The following is a 20203-nucleotide window of genomic DNA, read 5'->3' on the forward strand; positions in this document are numbered from 1 at the left end:
GGTTTTGTTAATTATTTTAAACTCATTCAAGATCTTCCAGATTCTACCGCTTGGGCTAAATCCTTGTTTCTCAACAAGTTTTAATCAACATCACCGCCGATGGATGTGCATTCTACAGTATTCCCAACTCGTTGCAATACCCTTTTTTAAATTATTTCAAAAATAGCGCTTGTATGATTAATTAATACTCAAAATCTGCTTTTTTTATCATTTTTTGAGCATAAAAGGTACAGTATTGACTAAATCATCTAGTATTTTTTCATCTTGATTTTTTTCTTGCCATTTTAATGCACGACAATCGACATACTCACAATAACCTGCTTCACCATATTCTTCTCGTGTATTGATTTTAATTTGATATTTAAAACTCCCTACATAACCCGCAGCTAATCCAAATTTAAAATCCCCTCGGCTTTGCGCTTGTATTTGAATGACATCTCCAACTTTATTTTGATAGTTCCATTCAAACTCGCGCGGTAAATACATCGCTTGTCCATTTGGAGTTACTACTTTGGGATAAACTCGATGTACTTTGAACTGTACTTGTTCATCGAAAAGTTCTGTGCGTTCAACATTGGCATATTTAAGATAAATACGTGATTGCACAATACGATTAAAGTGATCTCGTGTTTGTGCCATCAATACTTGATCACCATTATTGAGTTGAATAATTTGGTAAGTAAAAAATGCCAAAGGTAGGTAAGGAAACTGGACTGCGCGCGCAAACTCAAATACACCATGCTGTGCGATCGGGAAAACTTGTTCTTTATAAGTGATTTTACCCTCACAAAAACATCGTGTAGACCAGTGCTCGCCTAGTCCTAAATGCATTTTATTGAAATAACTGACTTGTGTAGTGGTATGAATAGAAAGCTGACAACTTAATTCATCATCATCGCGTTGGATTTGAAAGTTAGGTAAATTGCCTAAAATTTGCTCATGATTTGAAAACTGCCACAGGTTTTTGGAAAAGTGACAATCTCTTGGCATGCTATAACTGTGTAATTGCCCGACCATATGCGGACTACTACTACATAAAAGAGTGACCGTATCTAGTGCGTTGTTATGAATAGCCCTGTCATTGCGTAACATCAGTGCATGCGCAGCCCCCATTAATCCAATAAAATTAAAATAATGCAGCGGCGCGGGAAGATTGGGCAAAATAATGCCGAAATAGATGAATTTATATTGGCGGGTTGGCGTATGAAAGTTTAAGCGTGACTTTTTCGGAGCCAGATTCAATTGTTTGGATCGATCTAAAAAATCTTGAAACAATTGCATAGCCTAGCTCCTCATCACAACTATCTCATATTTAGCTCACCGTCTGTTTGCGAGCAAGAAAGGTAGTGACAAAACCAGAAAGCGCATAAATGATTGAAATCACTAATATGCCTACAGGAATATTGTAAGTCATCGCAGCAAGGATAAAGACAGCAATAGGTAACACTGCGAATGGAACGCGCTTACGGTCTACCGTTTTAAATGAATAATACTTGATATTAGAAATCATCAATAGCCCAACTGCCACAATAATGGCGGCATTGACAATCTGAATACCCAACTCATTTAAATCAAAGATGTTGGGAAAATCACGACCAACCCACACCATTGAAATAATCATGACAGCAGCTAATGGGCTTGCGACCCCAATAAAATAACGCTTATCGACGACACCAATTTGTACATTGAAGCGTGCAAGGCGAAATGCCGCACAAGCGGTGTAAATAAAGCAACAGGCTAAACCAATACGCCCCAAGTCATGCAGACTCCAGCTATACATAAGGATGGCAGGCGCAACACCGAAAGCCAACAAGTCGGAAAGTGAGTCAAATTGCTCTCCGAATGCGCTTTGCGCACCAATCGCACGTGCAACACGACCATCTAAACCATCCAGCAATGCCGCAAGAAAAATGGCATAAATGGCTTGGGTGAACTCACCATTCATACTGGCAATAATGGAATAAAAACCCGACAGTAATGCGGCTGTGGTAATTAAATTCGGCCACAGATAGATACCACGACGTTTAACCTTCTGTCCTTCTTGCGTGTGCTCATCCTCAACAACTTCGAAGGTAATTCCGTCGTAGTCATGCTCTGGAGTATGTAACTCACCTTCAGGTTTCGAGCTATTTGTCATTGTTTTATATCCTAATCTGCAACCTAATTTATTCTATCTACGGCAATTATTCGCCAACTAACCAACGTACTGCGGCATGTCCACCATGTTCTTGCATGCGTAAGTGTGGAAATAACCATTGTAATGCTTCATCGGCATCTTCAGAGAACTTCCAAGGTGGATTAATCACCAATAAACCACAACCATTTAAACCAACAGGTGTGTCATCTGGCCAAACGCAGACTTCACAAACCAATTGACGACGAATACCCGTTTTAAACATTTTTTTCTCAAAACGTTCAATCATGGCGCGGTCTTTAATTGGATACCAGACTGCAAATACACCTGTCGGCCATTTTTTATAAGCAGCGACTAAAAGTTCAACCAATTGTGGAAAATCTTTACGTTCGAGTTCATAAGGTGGATCGATCATGACCAAGCCACGCTTTTCTTTCGGTGGAATTACGCCCAATAAACCTTCATAGGCATCACGCTCATGCAAACCTGCACGTTTGTCATGAATGTTATGACGTAATTGCTGAAAGACATCACGCTGCATTTCAAAAATGGTCGCTTTATCTATGTCACGCATACCTTCTAGCGCAAACCACGGCGAACCAGGATATGCCCCTTTACCAAAATTACTACGCATTTTTTCAACAATTTTTAAATATTGCTGAACCCCTTCAGGCGCAGTACGTTTGATTGAATCATCCAGTTTAACTAAACGATGAATACCATTTAAGAATTCGCCCGATTTTTGTGCTTCTGAGGTAGATAAGTCATATTTACCAGCACCACCATGCGTATCAACATAGCGATATGGTTTATCTTTTGCATTGAGTCGCGTCAAAAGCTGCAGCAATAAAACATGCTTCATGACATCGGCAAAGTTGCCTGCATGGAAATGGTGGCGGTAATTCATTTCTATTTAATTCCTAAAATCAATGGATATTTTAGCATGAAAAATAGTTTCATTCCGACGGATATGTTGTTCTAGAATAAAGCAGTTCTGTTTTCTTGTTTTGAGTTGTGCTTCTATGCTTGTTTCCAAGCTTCCTGCATCGTGGAATATCGATCAAGTGCTCAATGATCTTGATCAACATGGTTTTGCACTGATTGATCACGCCTATACTACTGAATATGTAACTGATTTAGTCACTGAATGTACCTCACATTTAAATCAATTTCGTGAAGCAGCAATTCAAAATGGTGTGGTTAGTCAAATTCGTAGTGATCATATTTTATGGATTCATCCCGAATTACAGGTTGCACAACAACATGTCGAGACCTTATCGCTCTTATCCGAACAACTGAATCAAGCATTTTATTTAGGGATTCGTGAAGTTGAAGCCCATTTTGCTTGTTACCACGCAGGTGAATTTTATGCGCTGCATCGTGACAATCCGCAACAGAAAAATGATCGGATTATTTCAACGGTTTATTATTTACATGAACAATGGCAAGACGATTGGGGCGGTCAGCTTCGGCTTCAGGATAAAAATGGCGAATGGCATATGATTCAACCACAACCAAATCGGATTGCCTTGTTTCGCAGTGATTTACTTCATGAAGTGATTGAGGCCAAACAACAGCGACTTTCGATTACCGCATGGTTAAGAAGTGGCAATACTATCTGGTAACCCTTTAAATCTTCCCGAATGACCTTATATAGTAGGCTTAACTAGAGAGGACTGCACGAATGCTAACAGATACAAAGCAAATTATTGCGAGAATTGGTGAAACTGACCAAATGTATTTGGAGGGCAATACACCCGATTTAGCACTAGAACGTGCAGACTTACGTTTGGCATTGGTAACGGTGAGTCGGGTTCGTCAAGAACAGATTCACTTTTTACAAGAAGCGATTGTGTTGCTTGAGCAAGGTCGTATTGAATTTGAAGAAATGCCTTTAGGTACTTATTTAAACCTGTCTTTGCATTTAGCCAAGGCCTACATGCTGTATTTTGAAATTACCAAAGAACAGCGTTTTGCTTTAATTACCCAGCAAATTCTAAAACCCTTAACCGTGCATGAGCATGGGGATGTCTATTTTTTCCTTGCCTACGCCAGCGCATGTAAAAACGATAGCGCCTTGAGTCGCCATTGGTTAAAGAAATATAGTCAAACTACTGAATTTAACGCCTTCTTATTACAGCAACACGCTGCTTTTGCACCCTACCGCGAAACGCTATGGTTCGTACAACTTACGCAACCCAAACCACACTAAAGATTAAATATTGCATTAAAAAAGCGCCGAGAAAGGCGCTTTTTTAATGCATATATTGGGTAAACAGAAAAAATTTCAGAATTTTAAGCCGTTTGTAATTTATACGCATCCATATGTAATTGTTGATTTAACTCATCAATCCAGATTGCCCAGTCATCATCTTGTACTAAATGACTAATGAGAAAATCTCGCTGTGAGCGATTCCAAAATGGTGCTTCATGCAAAGATAGATGCGCAGGCAGTTGATGTGTACGGACATACAGCTCTATTGCTGCCGGACTGTTCGACAGACCTAATTGTGAAAACAGTAGCTCTAAGGATGGATTGTTTTTCATCGTTTTCCCGCCCCTTATCAGTTCATCTGTAATTTATTATTCAATTAACTTATAAAAATTATGCAGGCAAAAAAAGGGGCTATCGTGACTTTGTTGTAGTTTTTTGTGAACTACAGCAAAGCGCGACAGCCCATATGTCATTTTTATTAACCTGAGAAATTCATGCCTCCGACATCTTCATGCAATTGCTCATTTAAAATATCAATCACGATTGCCCATTCATCATCTTTGTCCCAGTGGCTATGTAAGAATTCACGCTGTGCCTCGGTCCAAAAACTGGCTTGATGCAGCTCGACATCAGTACCCAATTGATGCTCACGTATAAATTGATCGATGTCACTTTCGCTGGCGTTTAAACCGAGCTGTTCAAATAACAGTTCTAAGGTAGGTTGTACATCAAACATCATTCTGTCCTCGCATCCTTGTTCTCTTTTCAAGGTAACTGAATAACATTACAAAATCATTCTGTATATTTTTTCAGCATGTTATTTTTTGTTGATTCAGTTCTGTAATAAAAAAAGCACCCTCTAGGAGGATGCTTTTTTAACTTAATCAGTAAAGATTAAATTAGTTCACCATGTCAGCAATTGCTGCACGTTCTTCTTCCAACTCATTCAGAGTGAAGTTGATACGCTCACGGCTGAATTCATCGATTTCAAGACCTTGAACGATTTTGTATTCGCCATTTTCAGTTGTAACAGGGAAACCGAACATTACGCCTTCAGGAATACCATAAGAACCGTCAGAAGGAATACCCATGGTTACCCATTTGCCGTTTGTGCCAAGAGCCCAATCGCGCATGTGGTCGATTGCAGCATTAGCAGCAGACGCAGCAGAAGACAAACCACGTGCTTCGATGATCGCAGCACCACGTTTACCAACGGTAGGAAGGAATACATCTTTATTCCATACTGCATCATTGATTTTGTCTTTTAAGCTTTCGCCGTTTACTTTTGCAAAACGGTAGTCAGCATACATTGTTGGAGAGTGGTTACCCCAAACAGTCATGTCTTCGATGTCAGAAACTGCAACACCCGCTTTTTGAGCAAGTTGAGTTAACGCACGGTTGTGGTCAAGACGCAACATTGCAGTGAAGTTTTTCGCTGGAAGATCTGGAGCAGATTTCATTGCGATGTAAGCATTCGTGTTCGCAGGGTTACCTACAACCAATACTTTAACGTCACGGCTAGCAACTTCGTTGAGTGCTTGGCCTTGACCAATAAAGATTTCGCCGTTCACTTTTAACAAGTCAGCACGTTCCATACCAGGACCACGTGGACGTGAACCAACCAATAACGCGTAGTCAGCATCTTTAAATGCAACTTTAGGATCATCAGTACCGATCATGCCAGCCAATAATGGGAAAGCACAGTCATCTAATTCCATCATTACGCCTTTAAGCGCAGCTTGAGCTTTCTCAAATGGAACTTCTAACAATTGCAAAATAACGGGTTGGTCTTTACCAAGCATTTCACCGCTAGCGATACGGAATAATAAGCTGTAACCGATTTGACCAGCTGCGCCAGTAACGGCAACGCGAACAGGTTGCTTCATGTAATTATCTCCAATTGAGGATCGTTAATATGATTAAACGGGTCTGTCCGTTTTCATCGAATTATCATAAACGGCAAAGATTGTACTCCAATCCTTCAGGATATGCATAAAAAAGAGCATCAATTTCAACAAAAGTCTGATAGGAAATATAAATTAACCGTCTCAAAAAACTTAGTATGACCCTTTAATCGTGATCTGATTTGGGCAATTGCCAACAACCGCAGTAGAGCACTGTTTATACTGCCCATTGGTTTTATAACAAACATTCACTTTGGTCAAAAAGTTTTCACCGCGATAACTCTGGCAACCCAACTGAATTCCTGTACTTGGCAAGGTCGGATTTAAACGTAAAAACTGTAATTTAATCTGATTTTGCGGCAAAGTTCGTGTTTCTGGACTCGATAACTCTGCTGGAATCTTTAAGCGTTCTGCATAATTAATAATGGTGCGGAAATACTGACTCGCTCCCATTGGCACGCAGCCTCCAATCGATTGCCAAAGTTGAACACGTGCATTTTCGTCAGGCATGACTCTAGCCACGACTTTGGCTTGCAGAGGAGACAAGATTGCAGAAGATGAAATCTCACAGTCTCGCTGTGCAGTTTCAGGTAATAATCCGACAATATTCAGCGAATAGCCTTCTAAACATTTGCGTCGTTTACTGCGTTGACTATCCATCATACACGCCGCAGGTGTCATTTGTATTTCCATGACATAACCATGCGGCGCAACAGAAGGAGCAGCATGGGTAAGCTGAGTACAAACAGCCAGACCTAACCCACCCATTGCTAGGTAAGTCGCTTTAATCTGTTTATTTTCAACTACATCAAACCACATGAATGCTCGACCTTCTCATGCTGCTTACACAATAAATTTATGGCGTCCCGCGATAAGGAATCACTTGCATACGATTCCCAATAGACTGAGCCCCCTGTCCCAACAAGACCCCATAATGCGTGGCATTGGTCATAACTTGTTTGACATAGTCTCGGGTTTCATTCAACGGAATGGTTTCCGTATATTGATCTGCGGCAAGGGGACGATCATCAGGCTGCCAACGACGTGCCCGATTCGGCCCAGCATTATAGCCCGCAGTCGCCAACACGGGATTACTGCTTAATTGGCTATTAATCATCGACAGATAAAATGTTCCGTAACGAATATTGGTATTCATATCTGATAACGCGGCAGGATTATAGGTTTCACCCATTTGCTTGGCAACTAGTCGCGCCGTATCTGGCATAATCTGCATTAAACCACCAGCACCGACATGTGAGCGAGCGCTCGAAACAAAACGGCTTTCCTGACGCATTAAGCCATATGCCCATGCAGGATCAATCCCAGCATTTTGACTGTGGTTGACCACATAACCTTGATGTGGCATCGCGTAACGATAAGCATAGTTGTGTTTACTTTCCGTACGATCTGCTGCATAAATGGCACGGTCATACCACCCCATATCGGTTGCACGTTTAGCAGCAGCCAATAACAAACCATCATCATGTTTTAAATAGGCTTGACGCACCGCCCAGTTCCATTCGCGGTTCACATAGTTATCTGGCGCATTGACATTACGTAAAGCAAAAGCCCGATTAAAATGAATATCTTGACTCAAACGTTGCAAATCACTGTTGGTCGGCTGAACATTGTTTGGCACAGTGCTATAACGTTGTCCCACATGGTCTTTGGCCAGTAAATTATGATACTGATCGCCTTGCGCCAATTTACGGAAAATTTCCTGTGCGCTGCGTTTTGCACTGGCATCATTACGCTGTTCATAAGCACGAGCCAGCCAATATTGCCAACGATCTTCTTGTTTTTGATTGACACTCATGGCATCAATGGCACGAATTAAACTTTCCCAAGCACTAAAACGAATGGCTTGACGCGCATAGATTTCTGCTTCTTCTGGGCTAAATGGTAAGCCATAACTCGCATCCAGATTATTTAATACTTCGCGCTTGAAATTATTTTTCATTACCGTTGTACCACCCACATATCCCACCGCACGGTACAGCGCTTTTTGTACTGCTTCTGGTGTTCCCTGCGCAGCACGTTGAACAGAGGACATTGCAGCATCCAGATCACTATCTGCCATACGTCCTATCGCAAAGATTAAATATGCTTGCTCTTCGGCGCTCGCTTTAGGGGCAGACCAGACATAATTTAATGGATCGGCTTGAATCTGGTTCAACTGTGCAAGACTTAAATTCAACCCCAAGGTTTGTGCCGTTGCGATAGCTTGTCCAGATTGCCCTGCACGTAATAAGCCCCATAGACGTTGTTGCTTATCTTGCTGGGTCATTAAAGGACTCGACAGCATTTGCCGTGCTAAACCTGTACAGGATTCTGGTTGAGAATTGGTCGTCAACCAGACATCTTTATATTCTGCAAAAACCAAGGGATCCCCAGTTTTCGCACGCACTTGGGCCACCGCACAACTTTCTGCCTGATCTGGATTGGTCACATAAGGTAAAACTGGCTGTGCACTACTAAAATCGGCTTGCTTAACTTTTTCTTCTACATAATCTGCGGCTAATTTTTCTGCCATCGCCGACTGAGGATAACGGCGGGCAAAATTAATAATATTATTTGCAGGTTGAAAGCCTAAATTGGCGTTTAAAGCCCAATATTCTGGATAATAGCCCAAAGCATCATTTTGCATGGACATTTGGTATTGTTGTAATAACTCCGTATTGCCAGAATTGGCGGCTTGCAAGGCATCATTAAATTGTTCATCTGCTGCATAGGCGTGCCCGAATATACCTATTGAAGCCACACTCCATGCAAGTACGTGATAATAATTTTTTTTATCTAACCACCGATTTAACATATGTGCGCCTTCATCCTTTATTTCAACCTATTCGACTCAATCTCAATGTAAACACTTCATTCGTGCAGCTAGTTTAGAATATTCTCTAACTACTCTGTTGTTGTGTTATGTAACCTTCTGATAAGGCAATATTAATTTTCAAACATTTTTGCTTCATAAATCAATATTTTTGCTTCGATATTTAAAGCTGACCGTTTTTCTGTAAATCCTGCTAAAATATGCGCCTTCCTTATATTGCTCTCGTGTTTAATCGTGTTTCTGCGCTCGTCAAGGTTGATTTTTTATCGCCAACGCATAACGCAGATACAGTTTTTACACGTTTCTCCGTTTTATCCTGTTAGGAGCCTACATGACGGTTCAAACCTTCATCCCGAATGGTGCCAACGCTGCCTCAGAAAACACTGTTACCCAGCCACAGCACACCCCAGCCACCGATGGATCAGTTAAAAAACTGTATATCGAAACGCAAGGGTGTCAGATGAATGAGTATGACAGTCACCGTATGGCAGACTTACTTGGCGACTCACACGGCTATGTACTGACTCAAGACCCGAAAGAAGCGGATATTCTATTGATGAATACCTGCTCGATTCGTGAAAAAGCGCAAGAAAAAGTGTTTTCCGAGTTGGGTCGCTGGCGCAAGCTAAAAGACAAAAATCCTGACCTGATTATTGGTGTGGGTGGTTGTGTAGCCTCACAAGAAGGCGACAACATTCAAAAACGTGCCAATTATGTCGATATGATTTTTGGCCCACAAACCTTACACCGTTTGCCACAAATGCTTGATCAGCATTTCGAACAAATCGAAAAACCCAAGAAAGAAAAAATCAAATTGGTGGATATTTCTTTCCCTGACATTGAAAAATTCGACTTTTTACCTGAACCGCGTGTGGAAGGTTACAAGGCTTTTGTTTCAATTATGGAAGGTTGTTCAAAATATTGTTCATTCTGTGTGGTGCCCTACACCCGTGGTGAAGAGGTTTCTCGTCCGCTAGACGACGTTTTAGCTGAAATTGCGACCTTAGCCGAAAAAGGCGTGCGTGAAATTTCCTTGCTCGGTCAAAACGTCAATGGTTACCGTGGCGAAACCTTCGAAGGCAATATCTGTACTTTTGCAGACTTGTTACGTCTTGTTGCAGAAATTCCAGGGATTGGTCGTTTGCGTTATACCACCTCACATCCGCTTGAATTTAATGATGACTTGATTGAATGTTACCGTGACCTACCGCAAATGGTGTCGCATCTGCATTTGCCCGTACAAAGCGGCTCAAACGATGTACTGCAAGCCATGAAGCGTAACCACACGATTGATGTATATATCGACAAAATTGCCAAATTACGCAAAGTTCGTCCAGACATGCACTTATCCAGTGACTTCATCATTGGTTTCCCAGGTGAAACCAATGCTCACTTTGAAGAAACCTATCAATTTATCAAAGATATGGACTTTGACCATTCTTACAGCTTTGTTTATTCAAAACGTCCAGGTACACCTGCGTCTGACCTTGAAGACACCACCTCTGAAGAAGTGAAAAAAGAACGTCTTAGTAAAGTTCAAAAGTGGATTAAACGCTCGAGTATTGATAAAACAGATGCCATGCTCGGTACCATTCAACGCGTATTGATTGAGAAAGTTTCGGATAAAGATCCAAACGTACTGATTGGTACTGCTGACAATACTCGTTACGTAAGCTTTATCGGCGATGTAACATGGGTTGGACGTTTCGCCGAGATCGAAATTACCGAGATTAAAACTTTGAATTTTGTTTATGGTGAACTCTTGAATCTTGAGCCTGACGTGGCGTAATGTAAGAGGATAGATTCCAACTACCATAAAGGAACTCTCTTGACTGCAGCGATTCGACGTACAGTAACTTTTCCTGGTATTTCAATGGACCGTTTAAAGAGCATGCTCGGTGCTTATAACGGTCACTTGAAACAAATTGAACAACGTCTAGATGTCCAAATTTCCCATCGAGGTGATTATTTCTACATCGATGGTGACATGGATGCAGTCGAAAGAGCCGAGATGCTCTTGCAACGTCTGCATGAAGAAGCTGAAACATCACAACAGATTACTGCCGACGTCATCCACATGATGATTCAAGGCAGTCAGACTGATCGTGAACTCCAAGAAGACTTTTCTGATAATGATCACACGGGTTTGGAAGATGTTTATCTACAGACCCGTAAAGGTCGTATTAATCCACGCGGTGCAAACCAACGACGCTATGTTCAGCGTATTCTGCAAAGCGATATTTCATTTGGTATTGGCCCTGCGGGTACAGGTAAAACTTATCTTGCTGTTGCCGCCGCAGTCGATATGCTAGAACGCAACGAAATCCAACGGATTTTATTGGTACGCCCTGCGGTTGAAGCGGGTGAAAAGCTCGGTTTCCTACCGGGTGACTTAAGCCAAAAAATCGATCCATACTTACGCCCTTTATACGATGCCTTGTATGAAATGCTCGGTTTTGAAAAAGTGGCGAAACTGATTGAACGTCAAGTGATTGAAGTGGCACCACTGGCTTACATGCGTGGTCGTACCTTAAATCATTCTTTCGTAATTCTGGACGAAGCACAAAATACGACGCCTGAACAAATGAAGATGTTCCTGACCCGTTTAGGCTTTGGTTCACGTGCTGTGATTACGGGTGATGTCACGCAGGTCGACTTACCACGTGGTCAACAATCAGGTCTCTCGCATGCACTACGTGTTATTGAAAATGTGAAAGAAATTCACATCACCCGCTTCCATTCTCGTGATGTGGTCCGTCATCAACTGGTACAAAAAATCGTAGAAGCTTACGAAGGTTGGGATAGCGAACAACAACGCCTGAGTGCCGAAGCACGTGCAGAACGTAAAGCGCGTCAAGAAGCCTTAATTGCTGAAAATGATGCTGCTGCGGATGCACAAGATTAACCGCTTTAAGGATTCATTTTGAAACTTAGTCTTTCTTTACAACAGTCGTTTCAGTCCCCAGCATTGGTACTGAAACGCGCTTATCTCAAAAAAATCGTGGAAACCAGCTTACGCCATATCGATACACAAAGTGATTGTGAAATAGGTATTGCTTGTGTCGATAACGATGAAAGCCATAAATTAAATTTGGAATACCGCGGCAAAGATAAACCGACCAATGTGTTGTCTTTCCCAAGTGACCTGCCCGATGAAATGGCCCAAGTTCTTGATTCATTTCCAATTGGTGATTTGGTCATTTGCATTCCTGTGGTGCTGTTAGAAGCGGAAGAGCAAAACAAAACCCCACTCGCACATTTCACGCACATGCTCGTGCATGGCACTTTGCATCTAATGGGCTACGACCATGAAACCTCCGAAGCAGATGCTGAGGAAATGGAAGCTCTGGAAATAGAAATATTGGCGAAACTGGGTTTTGATAATCCCTATTTAGAACAAGACTAAACTCTAAAAAGCGAGCTTCGGCTCGCTTTTTTATGTACTGCAAACTTCACGGCTCTAAACACGATCAAAAGGAACAATAATGAAGTACGTCGTCATTTTTAAAGCCCAAATTAAAGCCTTGGATGAACAATATTTTCAAACGGCGCAGCTGTTACGTGAAAAAGCACTGAATCAGTTTAATTGTCAAAAGTTTGAAGCCATTTCTGAGCAAGACTTTGAAATTGCATTGTCTTACTGGAACAGCTTGGCAGACATTCAAGCATGGCATCACGATGCCGAACATCAAGTGGCACAGCAATTAGGCAAAGAACAATGGTATCAATCCTTTAGTGTAGAAATTTGTAAGATTGAGCGCCACTATGCTCATTCAGCCCATTCAATTTAATGGACTTCAAACTCGGCTTCCGCAGGGTCAAAACGCCATGTTCGGACAATGCGTAACTCAGAGATATCTTTCATATTATGGTCAAATCCAGTAAATGGCGCCGCTTTACGTACCGACGCTTTCGCTGCTTCATCAAGTAAATCATGACCTGAGCTTTCAATTAAACGAATGGCCCGAATTCCGCCATTACGGTTCAGAATCACCATTAAACGTACTTCACCCGCTAAACGTTGTTGCTTTGCTTGCTCTGGATAATAACGGTTGCCGTAAAACTCCACTTTCTGTCTAAATTTTTCTAAATACGCCGCCGTAACATCTTGCTTGGCTTGAATACCATCGACCGTTTTAATTTTCTGTTGGCGACTAAAATTCTGTTGGCGCTGTAAATATTGTGCTTCCAAACTCGCCACCATAGCGGCTTTGGCTTGGAACTGGCTGTTTAATTCATCCATCGCCTTTTTCCGACGAGTTTGTTCTGCCTGCTTTTGCCAACTGAGCGTGGTCATCAAAACTTTTTCTTCAAAATTCAATTCACGCTTTTGTTGGGTTTTTTGCAGTGTTTCCATCTGCTTTTCACCCGCACTTTGTTCCAGCATGGGTGCTGGCATATCACTCGACATGCGATGCGCTTCGCGGAATGTTCCTGAACCGTTCTGATCTGCTTGTGCCAGAAAATCAGCATGTTCAACCTTTTTTTCACTCGGCCGCAACGTCACTGCAATTTCCTTCACCGCCGCATCCTGTTGTGTGGGTGCAGCAAATTGAATCGCCAAAACCAACAGATGTAAAACGAGAGCAAAGCCCACAGCCGTTGTAAAAATCGGGTCTTTCCACCACGCGCGCAACAAAGGCGTATAATTTATTTTATTCAGTATCATAACTAACAGACAAACTGCCTTCCCCACACTGCATATACAGTAAAATTTTGACTTGGTTGCTATTATGTTGATAAAACCCAAAGTTCATCAATACAACAGAATCATGGCCTTAAAATACTGAAAATGGTGCAATTAATTTTGCTAAACTGCAAGATTGAATTTTTGTATTTTAAATACAATTCGGCAAAATTAATCAAAAGCCAGTAGATTCACTTGCTAGGATGCCTTTATGCAAACGCTACTTTCCAATATTTCTAAACGGCTACATCAAGTGTACCAAAAAGCGGAAGGCTTTATTGAAGATGAACGTGAATTTCCACTCTCACAAGTCTTTTTAAATGCGACTTTCCAACGCTTTGTCACTGATAATGTGAAAATGCTAAAAGATTTACATGCAGACCTTCATGATGACTGGTTACGTTTATATGCCACTTTAGAGTTTAAAGGGATTTACACCACCCTTTCCGTAGATCTAAAGTTAGTGCAAATGGAAATGAACAAAGACATTCAACTGATTGTATTTGAGCAAATTAGTGATACGCAGGTCATAGAAGCTAAATTTCAAAATGTGTTCCATAAAATGGGTTTTCACGCTGCGATTTTTTTCTATCAAAAAATTCTAAATAAAGATCCTTTAGGCATGATTCTTGAAAAATTGAATGTGATTAAAGTAAAGGATGATTTATTACATTTAGATCTGAATCGCTGGTTAGGTAAAAAGCGTTCGATTCTGGATACACTCAATAAAGTGCATGTCAATCATGCAGTCTTGCGCGAAGCTGAACTGGTCGTTTTAGGCAATGTGAATTTAGCTGCCTTATTTGGCAGAATGAGCGAAGATGAAATTGAAGATTGGGCACATGAAGGTATTCCTGAAAACCAAGTCACACCAATCAAACAAAAGCGTAAATAAGCCCAGATTTCACAACTAACTTGGCGTGAAATACCAAGAAAAAATGCTACAGGAAAGATACACTTTGCACAGAAAAGTAGATTTTATCTTCATAATACATAGGCATAATAAACGAGTGTAATTTTACACTGCACTTATTTTAAACTTCACAGGAACACTTTCACTAATGGCTAAAAATGTTTTGAAAACAATAGCAATGACGACAGGCATTGCCTCTACATTGTTATTTACTGGCTTTTCCAGCCAAGCATTCGCCATGAGTCCCTTCCAAGCAAGTTATCAATTTAACTACAATGGCAAGAACATGGGCTCGGCAACTCGTACCTTAAGCAAATCAGGAAATAACTGGACCTATGTTTTTGCAGCCAAAGCTGGGGCAATTGCCTCTGCATCTGAAACCAGTCGCTTCGGTTTCAATGCAGGCAAAATTAGTTCCAATAGTTTCAGCCGAACCAGCAAAATTCTGGTGCACAACAACACCATGAACATCAACTTTAATGCAAGTAGTAAAACCATTAACACCCAAAAAGATGACAAAGCACGTTCATTTGCGTGGAAAGCTGGTGTACTGGATGAGCTGAATGCCGAATTACAAATCCGTGAGGACTTGAAAGGCGTTGGCATCAAGTCATCCTATCTGATTGCTGATGCGAAAGAAGTCGAATCTCGCCAGTTTGTTAAGCAAGGTTCTGAAAAAGTTAAAACTTCTTATGGGACCTTCGATACAGTTAAAGTAGTGATGAAACATGATAAGCCAGGCCGCGATACGACTTTCTGGTTGGCCCCTAAATTGGATTACCTTCCTGTAAAAGTCACTCATCAGGATGGAAAATCATCTTATGGTCTACTGTTAACTGGATATAAAGGCCCCACTAATTAGACCATTTAGTCAATTTTACTTGCATTTTTTCGGGTGCTTTTTAAAATACGCTTTTGCTTGAAAAAGCACCTGCCCCTGAGGATTCTCCCGTGCATGCACTAGAACAGAAAATCTTAGCAGAAGGTATCGTTCTCTCTGATCAAGTTCTGAAAGTCGATTCTTTCTTAAACCACCAAATTGACCCCGTTATGATGCAACAGATTGGTCAAGAGTTTGCGCGTCTATTTAAAGATGCGGGGATCACCAAAATCATCACAATTGAAGCATCAGGTATTGCACCTGCTGTTATGGCTGGTTTAGAACTCGGCGTGCCTGTCATTTTTGCACGTAAATATCAGTCTTTAACTTTAAAAGATGATTTGTACCGCTCAAAAGTCTTCTCTTTTACCAAGCAAATTGAAAGCACCATTGCAATTTCAAATAAACACATCAGCTCTACTGATAAAGTACTGGTGATTGATGACTTCTTGGCGAATGGTCAAGCTGCTTTAGGTCTTGCAGATTTGATTCACCAAGCCCAAGCTGAAGTTGTAGGTATTGGTATTGTGATTGAAAAATCATTCCAGCCTGGTCGTGCATTGTTATTGGAAAAAGGTTACCGTGTTGAATCTTTAGCTCGTGTAAAATCTTTAGCTAATGGTACTGTTGAATTTGAGCGTGACTAAGTTCCAATTCTGTATTTAAAGAGCGCTTAAGCGCTCTTTTTTATTGGCTTCTTCCTGAAGCTCTAAACACTCACGCCACTTTTGCCCTGATCAGTTTCATCTTTTTTTAGAAAAACTCAGAAAAAATGCTTAGTATGTAAATACATGTATTGTCTGTTGTATTCAAATTGCATTCACCATTGAAATACAGCCACAGAATCACTGATTTTATCCACCATTCGCCTCCAATAAGAAAACGCCTTAGACTGACTGTTAGGTTTAGAGAATCCTCCTGCAATGAACAAAAATAAAACAGCTGAACGGATATATCCCCCTAATCAACTGACCCCAATCAATGAAAACGATTGTATTCAACTTCCAATCAACTTCATTTATGATCTCGCGCAAGCAGATTGCATTCAAAGTCTTTTAGATAAAATTGCACTCTGGATTTCACAGATCTTTCAAGCCGAACGGTCGAGCATTACTCTGTATGATCGACCTAATTTTCTCAAACTGTACTCGATATCAGGCAATCAGGCGATTCCACTGGATTTTAAATTGCCCATTCAACAAACATTTGTTGGACGTGTTTTTAGTACCGCCACACTCCGTATTTGCGATGATGTGACTTTATTTGAAGAATTGGATTGCCAAATGTTAGCCCAAAATGGCATGGGATCATGCATGGATGCCCCTTTAATGCATAATGGAAATTGCTTGGGTACATTAAACGTTGCCGACCAAGCCAAGTTTCATTACACCAAGCAACAAGCCATCTTGTTACAATGCTTGGCAAACTGGATTGCTTTAAACATTAAATTGCACTTACAGGTGCAAGAAATGCAAAAACTCACCTCGACCGATGAATTGACAGGTACTTTTAATCGGCGCATGTTTACACAGCAGAGTAATCGCCAAATGCTGCTCCTTGCTCATGACAATACGCCCTTTAGTATTGGTATTCTCGATATTGACCATTTCAAAACTTTAAATGATTTTTATGGTCATCAAGCTGGTGATTATGTGCTCCAGCAGATGTGTGAACACATTCAAACCCATTTAACTGAGCATGATTTTCTTGCACGAATTGGAGGAGAAGAATTCGCCATTATTTTACCCACTCATGATGCCCAAGATACCATCAAGCGCTTTAAACAAATACGTACGGCCATTGAAGAGCTGAAAATTCCATATCTAGAAGAAGTGATCTGTTTTACCGTCAGCATTGGGGTCGCTGAAGCAGAGATCACAGACTTGAATGCAGAAACAGTCTTCAAACGTGCTGATAAAGCTTTATGCCAAGCCAAGCAGGCAGGACGCAATCGGGTTCATTTAGATATGCCGATTCGTAAGATATAAGCTTAAAGATGAAATAAAATGCACTTATCTGTGCTTCATATTTACTTCACAATGAATCCTAGAAGCACATCCTGTTTACAACTCAATTAAACACATGACTGTTCTTTTTCGCTAGAATTCACTCTAGATTTACAGACTTAGCGAAGTCATGCAAGTCGAAGCAGCACATGGTTGTTCTGCTCGAACGTAAATCTTGACAAAAATTGCTGTATCTCGTGATTGAGTTTACGGCACGCAAAGGCAAATCATCTATGGAAAATACGATTCTCTGTCCTAAATGTGGTTCAAGTGACGTTGAAAAACGCGACCATGACCAATACCTGAAAAAAGCCAGTGGAATTTTACTGGGTTCTGCAGGCGTTGCTGCGGGAACCGTGGGTGGTGCTGCAACTGGAGCATCAACAGGTGCCGCTATTGGGGCTGTTGCTGGGCCACTGGGCGTGATTGTGGGCGGTACAGTAGGTACGTTTATTGGTGGAATTAGTGTCGGAATTACAGGGGGCTTTCTGGGCAACTATTTTGGCAAGAAAGCTGGCATTGTGATTGATCAGAATATTTTTCTCGATTACAAATGTTCAAAATGTAAGTATCGCTTTAAGCAAAAACTTGAGACAACATAAGCCTGCACTGTCTTTAATTAAAAACAAAAGGTCAACCTCATCGTGACGCTGACCTTTCAGATTAAACCTACTTTATCTGTAATTTTTGTACCACGTTTGCTAAACGACGCCCTTGTTCAGTACAAAGCACTTTTTCATCTTGACTCAATTGCTGATCATGGCGTGGACCACTCACATGACTTGCACCATAAGGTGTTCCACCTGTTTTAGTATTCGATAATGCAGCCTGCGCATTGGTTAACCCCATCACCATCATGCCGTGATGAAATAATGGAGGAAGCATCGTCAACAAGGTACTTTCCTGTCCACCATGCATTGAACCTGACGCGGTAAAAACACAAGCAGGCTTATCATGCAAAGCGCCATTTAGCCATAAACTGGTGGTTTGATCCCAAAAATATTTCATTTCTGATGCCATATTGCCAAACCGTGTCGGTGAACCTAAAGCCAAACCCGAACAATGCTGCAAGTCTTCTAAAGTACAGTAAATATCTCCTTCTGCAGGAATACTTGCTGCCGCTTCCGTTACAACTGTCGCCAAATTGGGCACAGTACGAATCTTGACCGCCATCCCTGTCGACTCGACACCATTGGCAATTAAATGCGCCATTTCTTGGGTAGAGCCATATTTGCTGTAATATAAAACAAGGACATAAGGTTGCATGACATTTATGATCTAAGCTAAAAATGAAAACTATACGGTATTTTTCCGACTTTTTGGTTAAGCTTGTGCTTGAAAAGTATATAAAATGATTAAAAATTGAGACTAGAAACGCATGATAGAAAAGTATTTAGTAAGACTGCCTTTTTACAGCAAAACTTGGTTTCAGTTTGTTTTATTTGTCCTTCGACGTTTTGAAGCAGACCGATGCCGCGAGCAAGCAGGTTCTTTAACCTATACCACACTGTTTGCAGTGGTTCCGATGTTAACCGTATTTTTAGTGATTATTTCTTCAATTAAAGCGCTAGAGCCTGCTCGACAACAGCTACAGCAGCTAATTTATAGTAATTTTTTACCCAAAACCACCATTGCTTTTGACAAAGTGCTGACCGCATTTACCGATAAATCCAATAATTTGACAGTGATCGGGATACTGTTTCTGTTTGTTACCACCGTCATGATGCTGACCAGTATTGAAAATGTGTTTAATCGTATTTGGCGTGTTCGGGAAAAACGTGGTGGTATGATTGGCTTCATGCGCTATTGGACCATTATTTCTTTAGGTCCAATTATATTAGGGAGTGCTTTTGTATTATCTTCTACCGTGGCTTCCATGAATCTGCTGAGTAGCCATTTGGCAGGCTATGAAGTCGATGGTGGCTTCCTGCTCTGGGTCATCTCCTTTACCCTCTCGATTCTGGGCTTTTTTATTTTATATTGGACCATTCCCAATCGTAGTGTGCCGATTAAAGCTGCTCTTTTTGCAGGTATATTCAGCGCCAGTGTTTTTGAATTATTAAAGAATTTATTTGGTTACATCATGTCTAATTTCACCAGTTATGAAATTATCTATGGTGCATTTGCCGCACTACCTATTTTCCTGCTGTGGATTTTTCTGTCTTGGAATATTGTACTTCTGGGCGTCGAAATTAGTTATGCCTTGACTGCGTTCTATACAGGTAAAGAACAACGGCGCCATCCTGTGATTATGCTGCTCGATATTCTGCAACTTTTTCATCTCAAGCAACAAAATGGCGAGAGTATGTCAGACAAAGAAGCGCTAGATGTTTTAGGTCGAGAAGAAATTGGCCATTGGCCAAGCTATGTTTTATTACTAGAACAGCAAAATTTAGTGAAGCGAACCGATAACAATGAATATGTGTTAGTCCGTAATTTAACGCAGGTCGATTTTTGGAGTTTTTATAAATCACTCCCCTATCCACTGCCGCGCCGTCCTGATGTTAAAAACATTCATCTTGATGACCATGAGTGGATGCAGCGGATTGGCCCCATGTTTGAAGAAGCCGATGATTATCTGGCGGCCAAACTCTCGCTACCCTTAGCGAGCATTTTTGAGCAGCGTTAAAC

The 20203-nt window shown here is 41.1% G+C and carries 22 protein-coding genes; 12 read left to right on the plus strand and 10 right to left on the minus strand.

The genetic code is table 11. The features are described from left to right. Positions 1 to 207: 207 nt before the first annotated feature. From E0H87_RS12600 to E0H87_RS12610, 3 genes are read right to left on the minus strand one after another with little or no spacing between them, the layout of a single operon-like run. Positions 208 to 1281 (minus strand): DUF6670 family protein, encoded by a 1074-nt coding sequence (locus E0H87_RS12600; protein WP_131323932.1) that lies wholly within the window; start codon positions 1279 to 1281, stop codon positions 208 to 210. 31 nt (positions 1282 to 1312) lie between these two features. Beyond that, positions 1313 to 2137, minus strand: coding sequence for a CDP-diacylglycerol--serine O-phosphatidyltransferase (gene pssA, locus E0H87_RS12605; RefSeq protein ID WP_131323933.1), 825 nt, complete (start codon positions 2135 to 2137; stop codon positions 1313 to 1315). A gap of 46 nt (positions 2138 to 2183) precedes the next feature. After that, a complete protein-coding gene (locus E0H87_RS12610; protein ID WP_131323934.1) occupies positions 2184 to 3041 on the minus strand; it encodes a 23S rRNA (adenine(2030)-N(6))-methyltransferase RlmJ in 858 nt (285 codons plus the stop codon). 115 nt (positions 3042 to 3156) lie between these two features. Here E0H87_RS12610 and E0H87_RS12615 point away from each other — a divergent pair, with 115 nt between their 5' ends. After that, the gene (locus E0H87_RS12615; RefSeq protein ID WP_131323935.1) at positions 3157 to 3759 is read left to right on the plus strand and encodes a 2OG-Fe(II) oxygenase; all 603 of its coding nucleotides are present in this window, start codon (positions 3157 to 3159) and stop codon (positions 3757 to 3759) included. A 59-nt stretch (positions 3760 to 3818) separates the two neighbouring features. Next, positions 3819 to 4346, plus strand: coding sequence for a hypothetical protein (locus E0H87_RS12620; protein WP_131323936.1), 528 nt, complete (start codon positions 3819 to 3821; stop codon positions 4344 to 4346). Positions 4347 to 4429: 83 nt separating this feature from the next. Here the strand turns inward: E0H87_RS12620 and E0H87_RS12625 are convergent, their stop codons facing one another. The 5 genes from E0H87_RS12625 to E0H87_RS12645 all read right to left on the minus strand — a co-directional run bounded on the left by E0H87_RS12625 (position 4430) and on the right by E0H87_RS12645 (position 9068). Then, positions 4430 to 4681: a DUF2789 family protein gene (locus E0H87_RS12625; protein ID WP_131323937.1), complete on the minus strand. Its 252-nt coding sequence runs from the start codon at positions 4679 to 4681 to the stop codon at positions 4430 to 4432. Positions 4682 to 4827: 146 nt separating this feature from the next. Then, positions 4828 to 5085 (minus strand): DUF2789 family protein, encoded by a 258-nt coding sequence (locus tag E0H87_RS12630; protein ID WP_131323938.1) that lies wholly within the window; start codon positions 5083 to 5085, stop codon positions 4828 to 4830. Positions 5086 to 5248: 163 nt separating this feature from the next. After that, positions 5249 to 6235 (minus strand): malate dehydrogenase, encoded by a 987-nt coding sequence (locus E0H87_RS12635; protein WP_131323939.1) that lies wholly within the window; start codon positions 6233 to 6235, stop codon positions 5249 to 5251. Positions 6236 to 6406: 171 nt separating this feature from the next. Then, entirely contained in the window at positions 6407 to 7021 is a 615-nt protein-coding gene (locus E0H87_RS12640) for a ribonuclease I (protein ID WP_131324195.1), read from the minus strand. Positions 7022 to 7109: 88 nt separating this feature from the next. Then, positions 7110 to 9068 (minus strand): lytic transglycosylase domain-containing protein, encoded by a 1959-nt coding sequence (locus tag E0H87_RS12645; protein WP_131323940.1) that lies wholly within the window; start codon positions 9066 to 9068, stop codon positions 7110 to 7112. 349 nt (positions 9069 to 9417) lie between these two features. Here E0H87_RS12645 and miaB point away from each other — a divergent pair, with 349 nt between their 5' ends. From miaB to E0H87_RS12665, 4 genes are all read left to right on the plus strand, one after another. Beyond that, on the plus strand, positions 9418 to 10875 hold the full coding sequence (gene miaB, locus E0H87_RS12650; protein WP_131323941.1) for a tRNA (N6-isopentenyl adenosine(37)-C2)-methylthiotransferase MiaB: 1458 nt from the start codon (positions 9418 to 9420) through the stop codon (positions 10873 to 10875). Between the two features lie 39 nt (positions 10876 to 10914). Beyond that, the gene (locus tag E0H87_RS12655; RefSeq protein WP_131323942.1) at positions 10915 to 11991 is read left to right on the plus strand and encodes a PhoH family protein; all 1077 of its coding nucleotides are present in this window, start codon (positions 10915 to 10917) and stop codon (positions 11989 to 11991) included. Between the two features lie 18 nt (positions 11992 to 12009). Further along, positions 12010 to 12492, plus strand: a complete 483-nt coding sequence (gene ybeY, locus E0H87_RS12660) for an rRNA maturation RNase YbeY (protein ID WP_131323943.1) — start codon at positions 12010 to 12012, stop codon at positions 12490 to 12492. Between the two features lie 79 nt (positions 12493 to 12571). Then, positions 12572 to 12877 carry an antibiotic biosynthesis monooxygenase family protein gene (locus E0H87_RS12665; RefSeq protein ID WP_131323944.1) on the plus strand — a complete coding sequence of 102 codons (306 nt, stop codon included), beginning with the start codon at positions 12572 to 12574 and terminating at the stop codon, positions 12875 to 12877. On the opposite strand, the gene E0H87_RS12670 is transcribed toward E0H87_RS12665, so the two are convergent. After that, the gene (locus tag E0H87_RS12670; RefSeq protein ID WP_131323945.1) at positions 12874 to 13755 is read right to left on the minus strand and encodes an energy transducer TonB; all 882 of its coding nucleotides are present in this window, start codon (positions 13753 to 13755) and stop codon (positions 12874 to 12876) included. The genes E0H87_RS12665 and E0H87_RS12670 overlap by 4 nt on opposite strands. Before the next feature lie 229 nt (positions 13756 to 13984). Between E0H87_RS12670 and E0H87_RS12675 the strand changes: the two genes are divergently transcribed. The 5 genes from E0H87_RS12675 (at position 13985) to E0H87_RS12695 (ending at position 18174) form a co-directional block, all read left to right on the plus strand. Next, positions 13985 to 14668, plus strand: a complete 684-nt coding sequence (locus E0H87_RS12675; RefSeq protein WP_131323946.1) for a hypothetical protein — start codon at positions 13985 to 13987, stop codon at positions 14666 to 14668. Positions 14669 to 14834: 166 nt separating this feature from the next. Next, complete coding sequence (locus tag E0H87_RS12680; protein ID WP_131323947.1) at positions 14835 to 15548, plus strand: DUF3108 domain-containing protein; 714 nt, start codon at positions 14835 to 14837, stop codon at positions 15546 to 15548. An 89-nt stretch (positions 15549 to 15637) separates the two neighbouring features. Next, the gene (locus E0H87_RS12685) at positions 15638 to 16213 is read left to right on the plus strand and encodes a xanthine phosphoribosyltransferase (RefSeq protein ID WP_131323948.1); all 576 of its coding nucleotides are present in this window, start codon (positions 15638 to 15640) and stop codon (positions 16211 to 16213) included. A 276-nt stretch (positions 16214 to 16489) separates the two neighbouring features. After that, positions 16490 to 17554: a sensor domain-containing diguanylate cyclase gene (locus E0H87_RS12690; RefSeq protein ID WP_131323949.1), complete on the plus strand. Its 1065-nt coding sequence runs from the start codon at positions 16490 to 16492 to the stop codon at positions 17552 to 17554. A gap of 251 nt (positions 17555 to 17805) precedes the next feature. Further along, positions 17806 to 18174, plus strand: a complete 369-nt coding sequence (locus tag E0H87_RS12695; RefSeq protein WP_131323950.1) for a hypothetical protein — start codon at positions 17806 to 17808, stop codon at positions 18172 to 18174. 67 nt (positions 18175 to 18241) lie between these two features. On the opposite strand, the gene wrbA is transcribed toward E0H87_RS12695, so the two are convergent. Next, complete coding sequence (gene wrbA / locus E0H87_RS12700) at positions 18242 to 18838, minus strand: NAD(P)H:quinone oxidoreductase (RefSeq protein WP_131323951.1); 597 nt, start codon at positions 18836 to 18838, stop codon at positions 18242 to 18244. A gap of 112 nt (positions 18839 to 18950) precedes the next feature. Here wrbA and E0H87_RS12705 point away from each other — a divergent pair, with 112 nt between their 5' ends. After that, entirely contained in the window at positions 18951 to 20201 is a 1251-nt protein-coding gene (locus E0H87_RS12705) for a YihY family inner membrane protein (protein WP_131323952.1), read from the plus strand. Positions 20202 to 20203 lie beyond the last annotated feature (2 nt).

Source organism: Acinetobacter sp. ANC 4178 (genome assembly GCF_004331175.1).
Taxonomy (GTDB): Bacteria; Pseudomonadota; Gammaproteobacteria; order Pseudomonadales; family Moraxellaceae; genus Acinetobacter.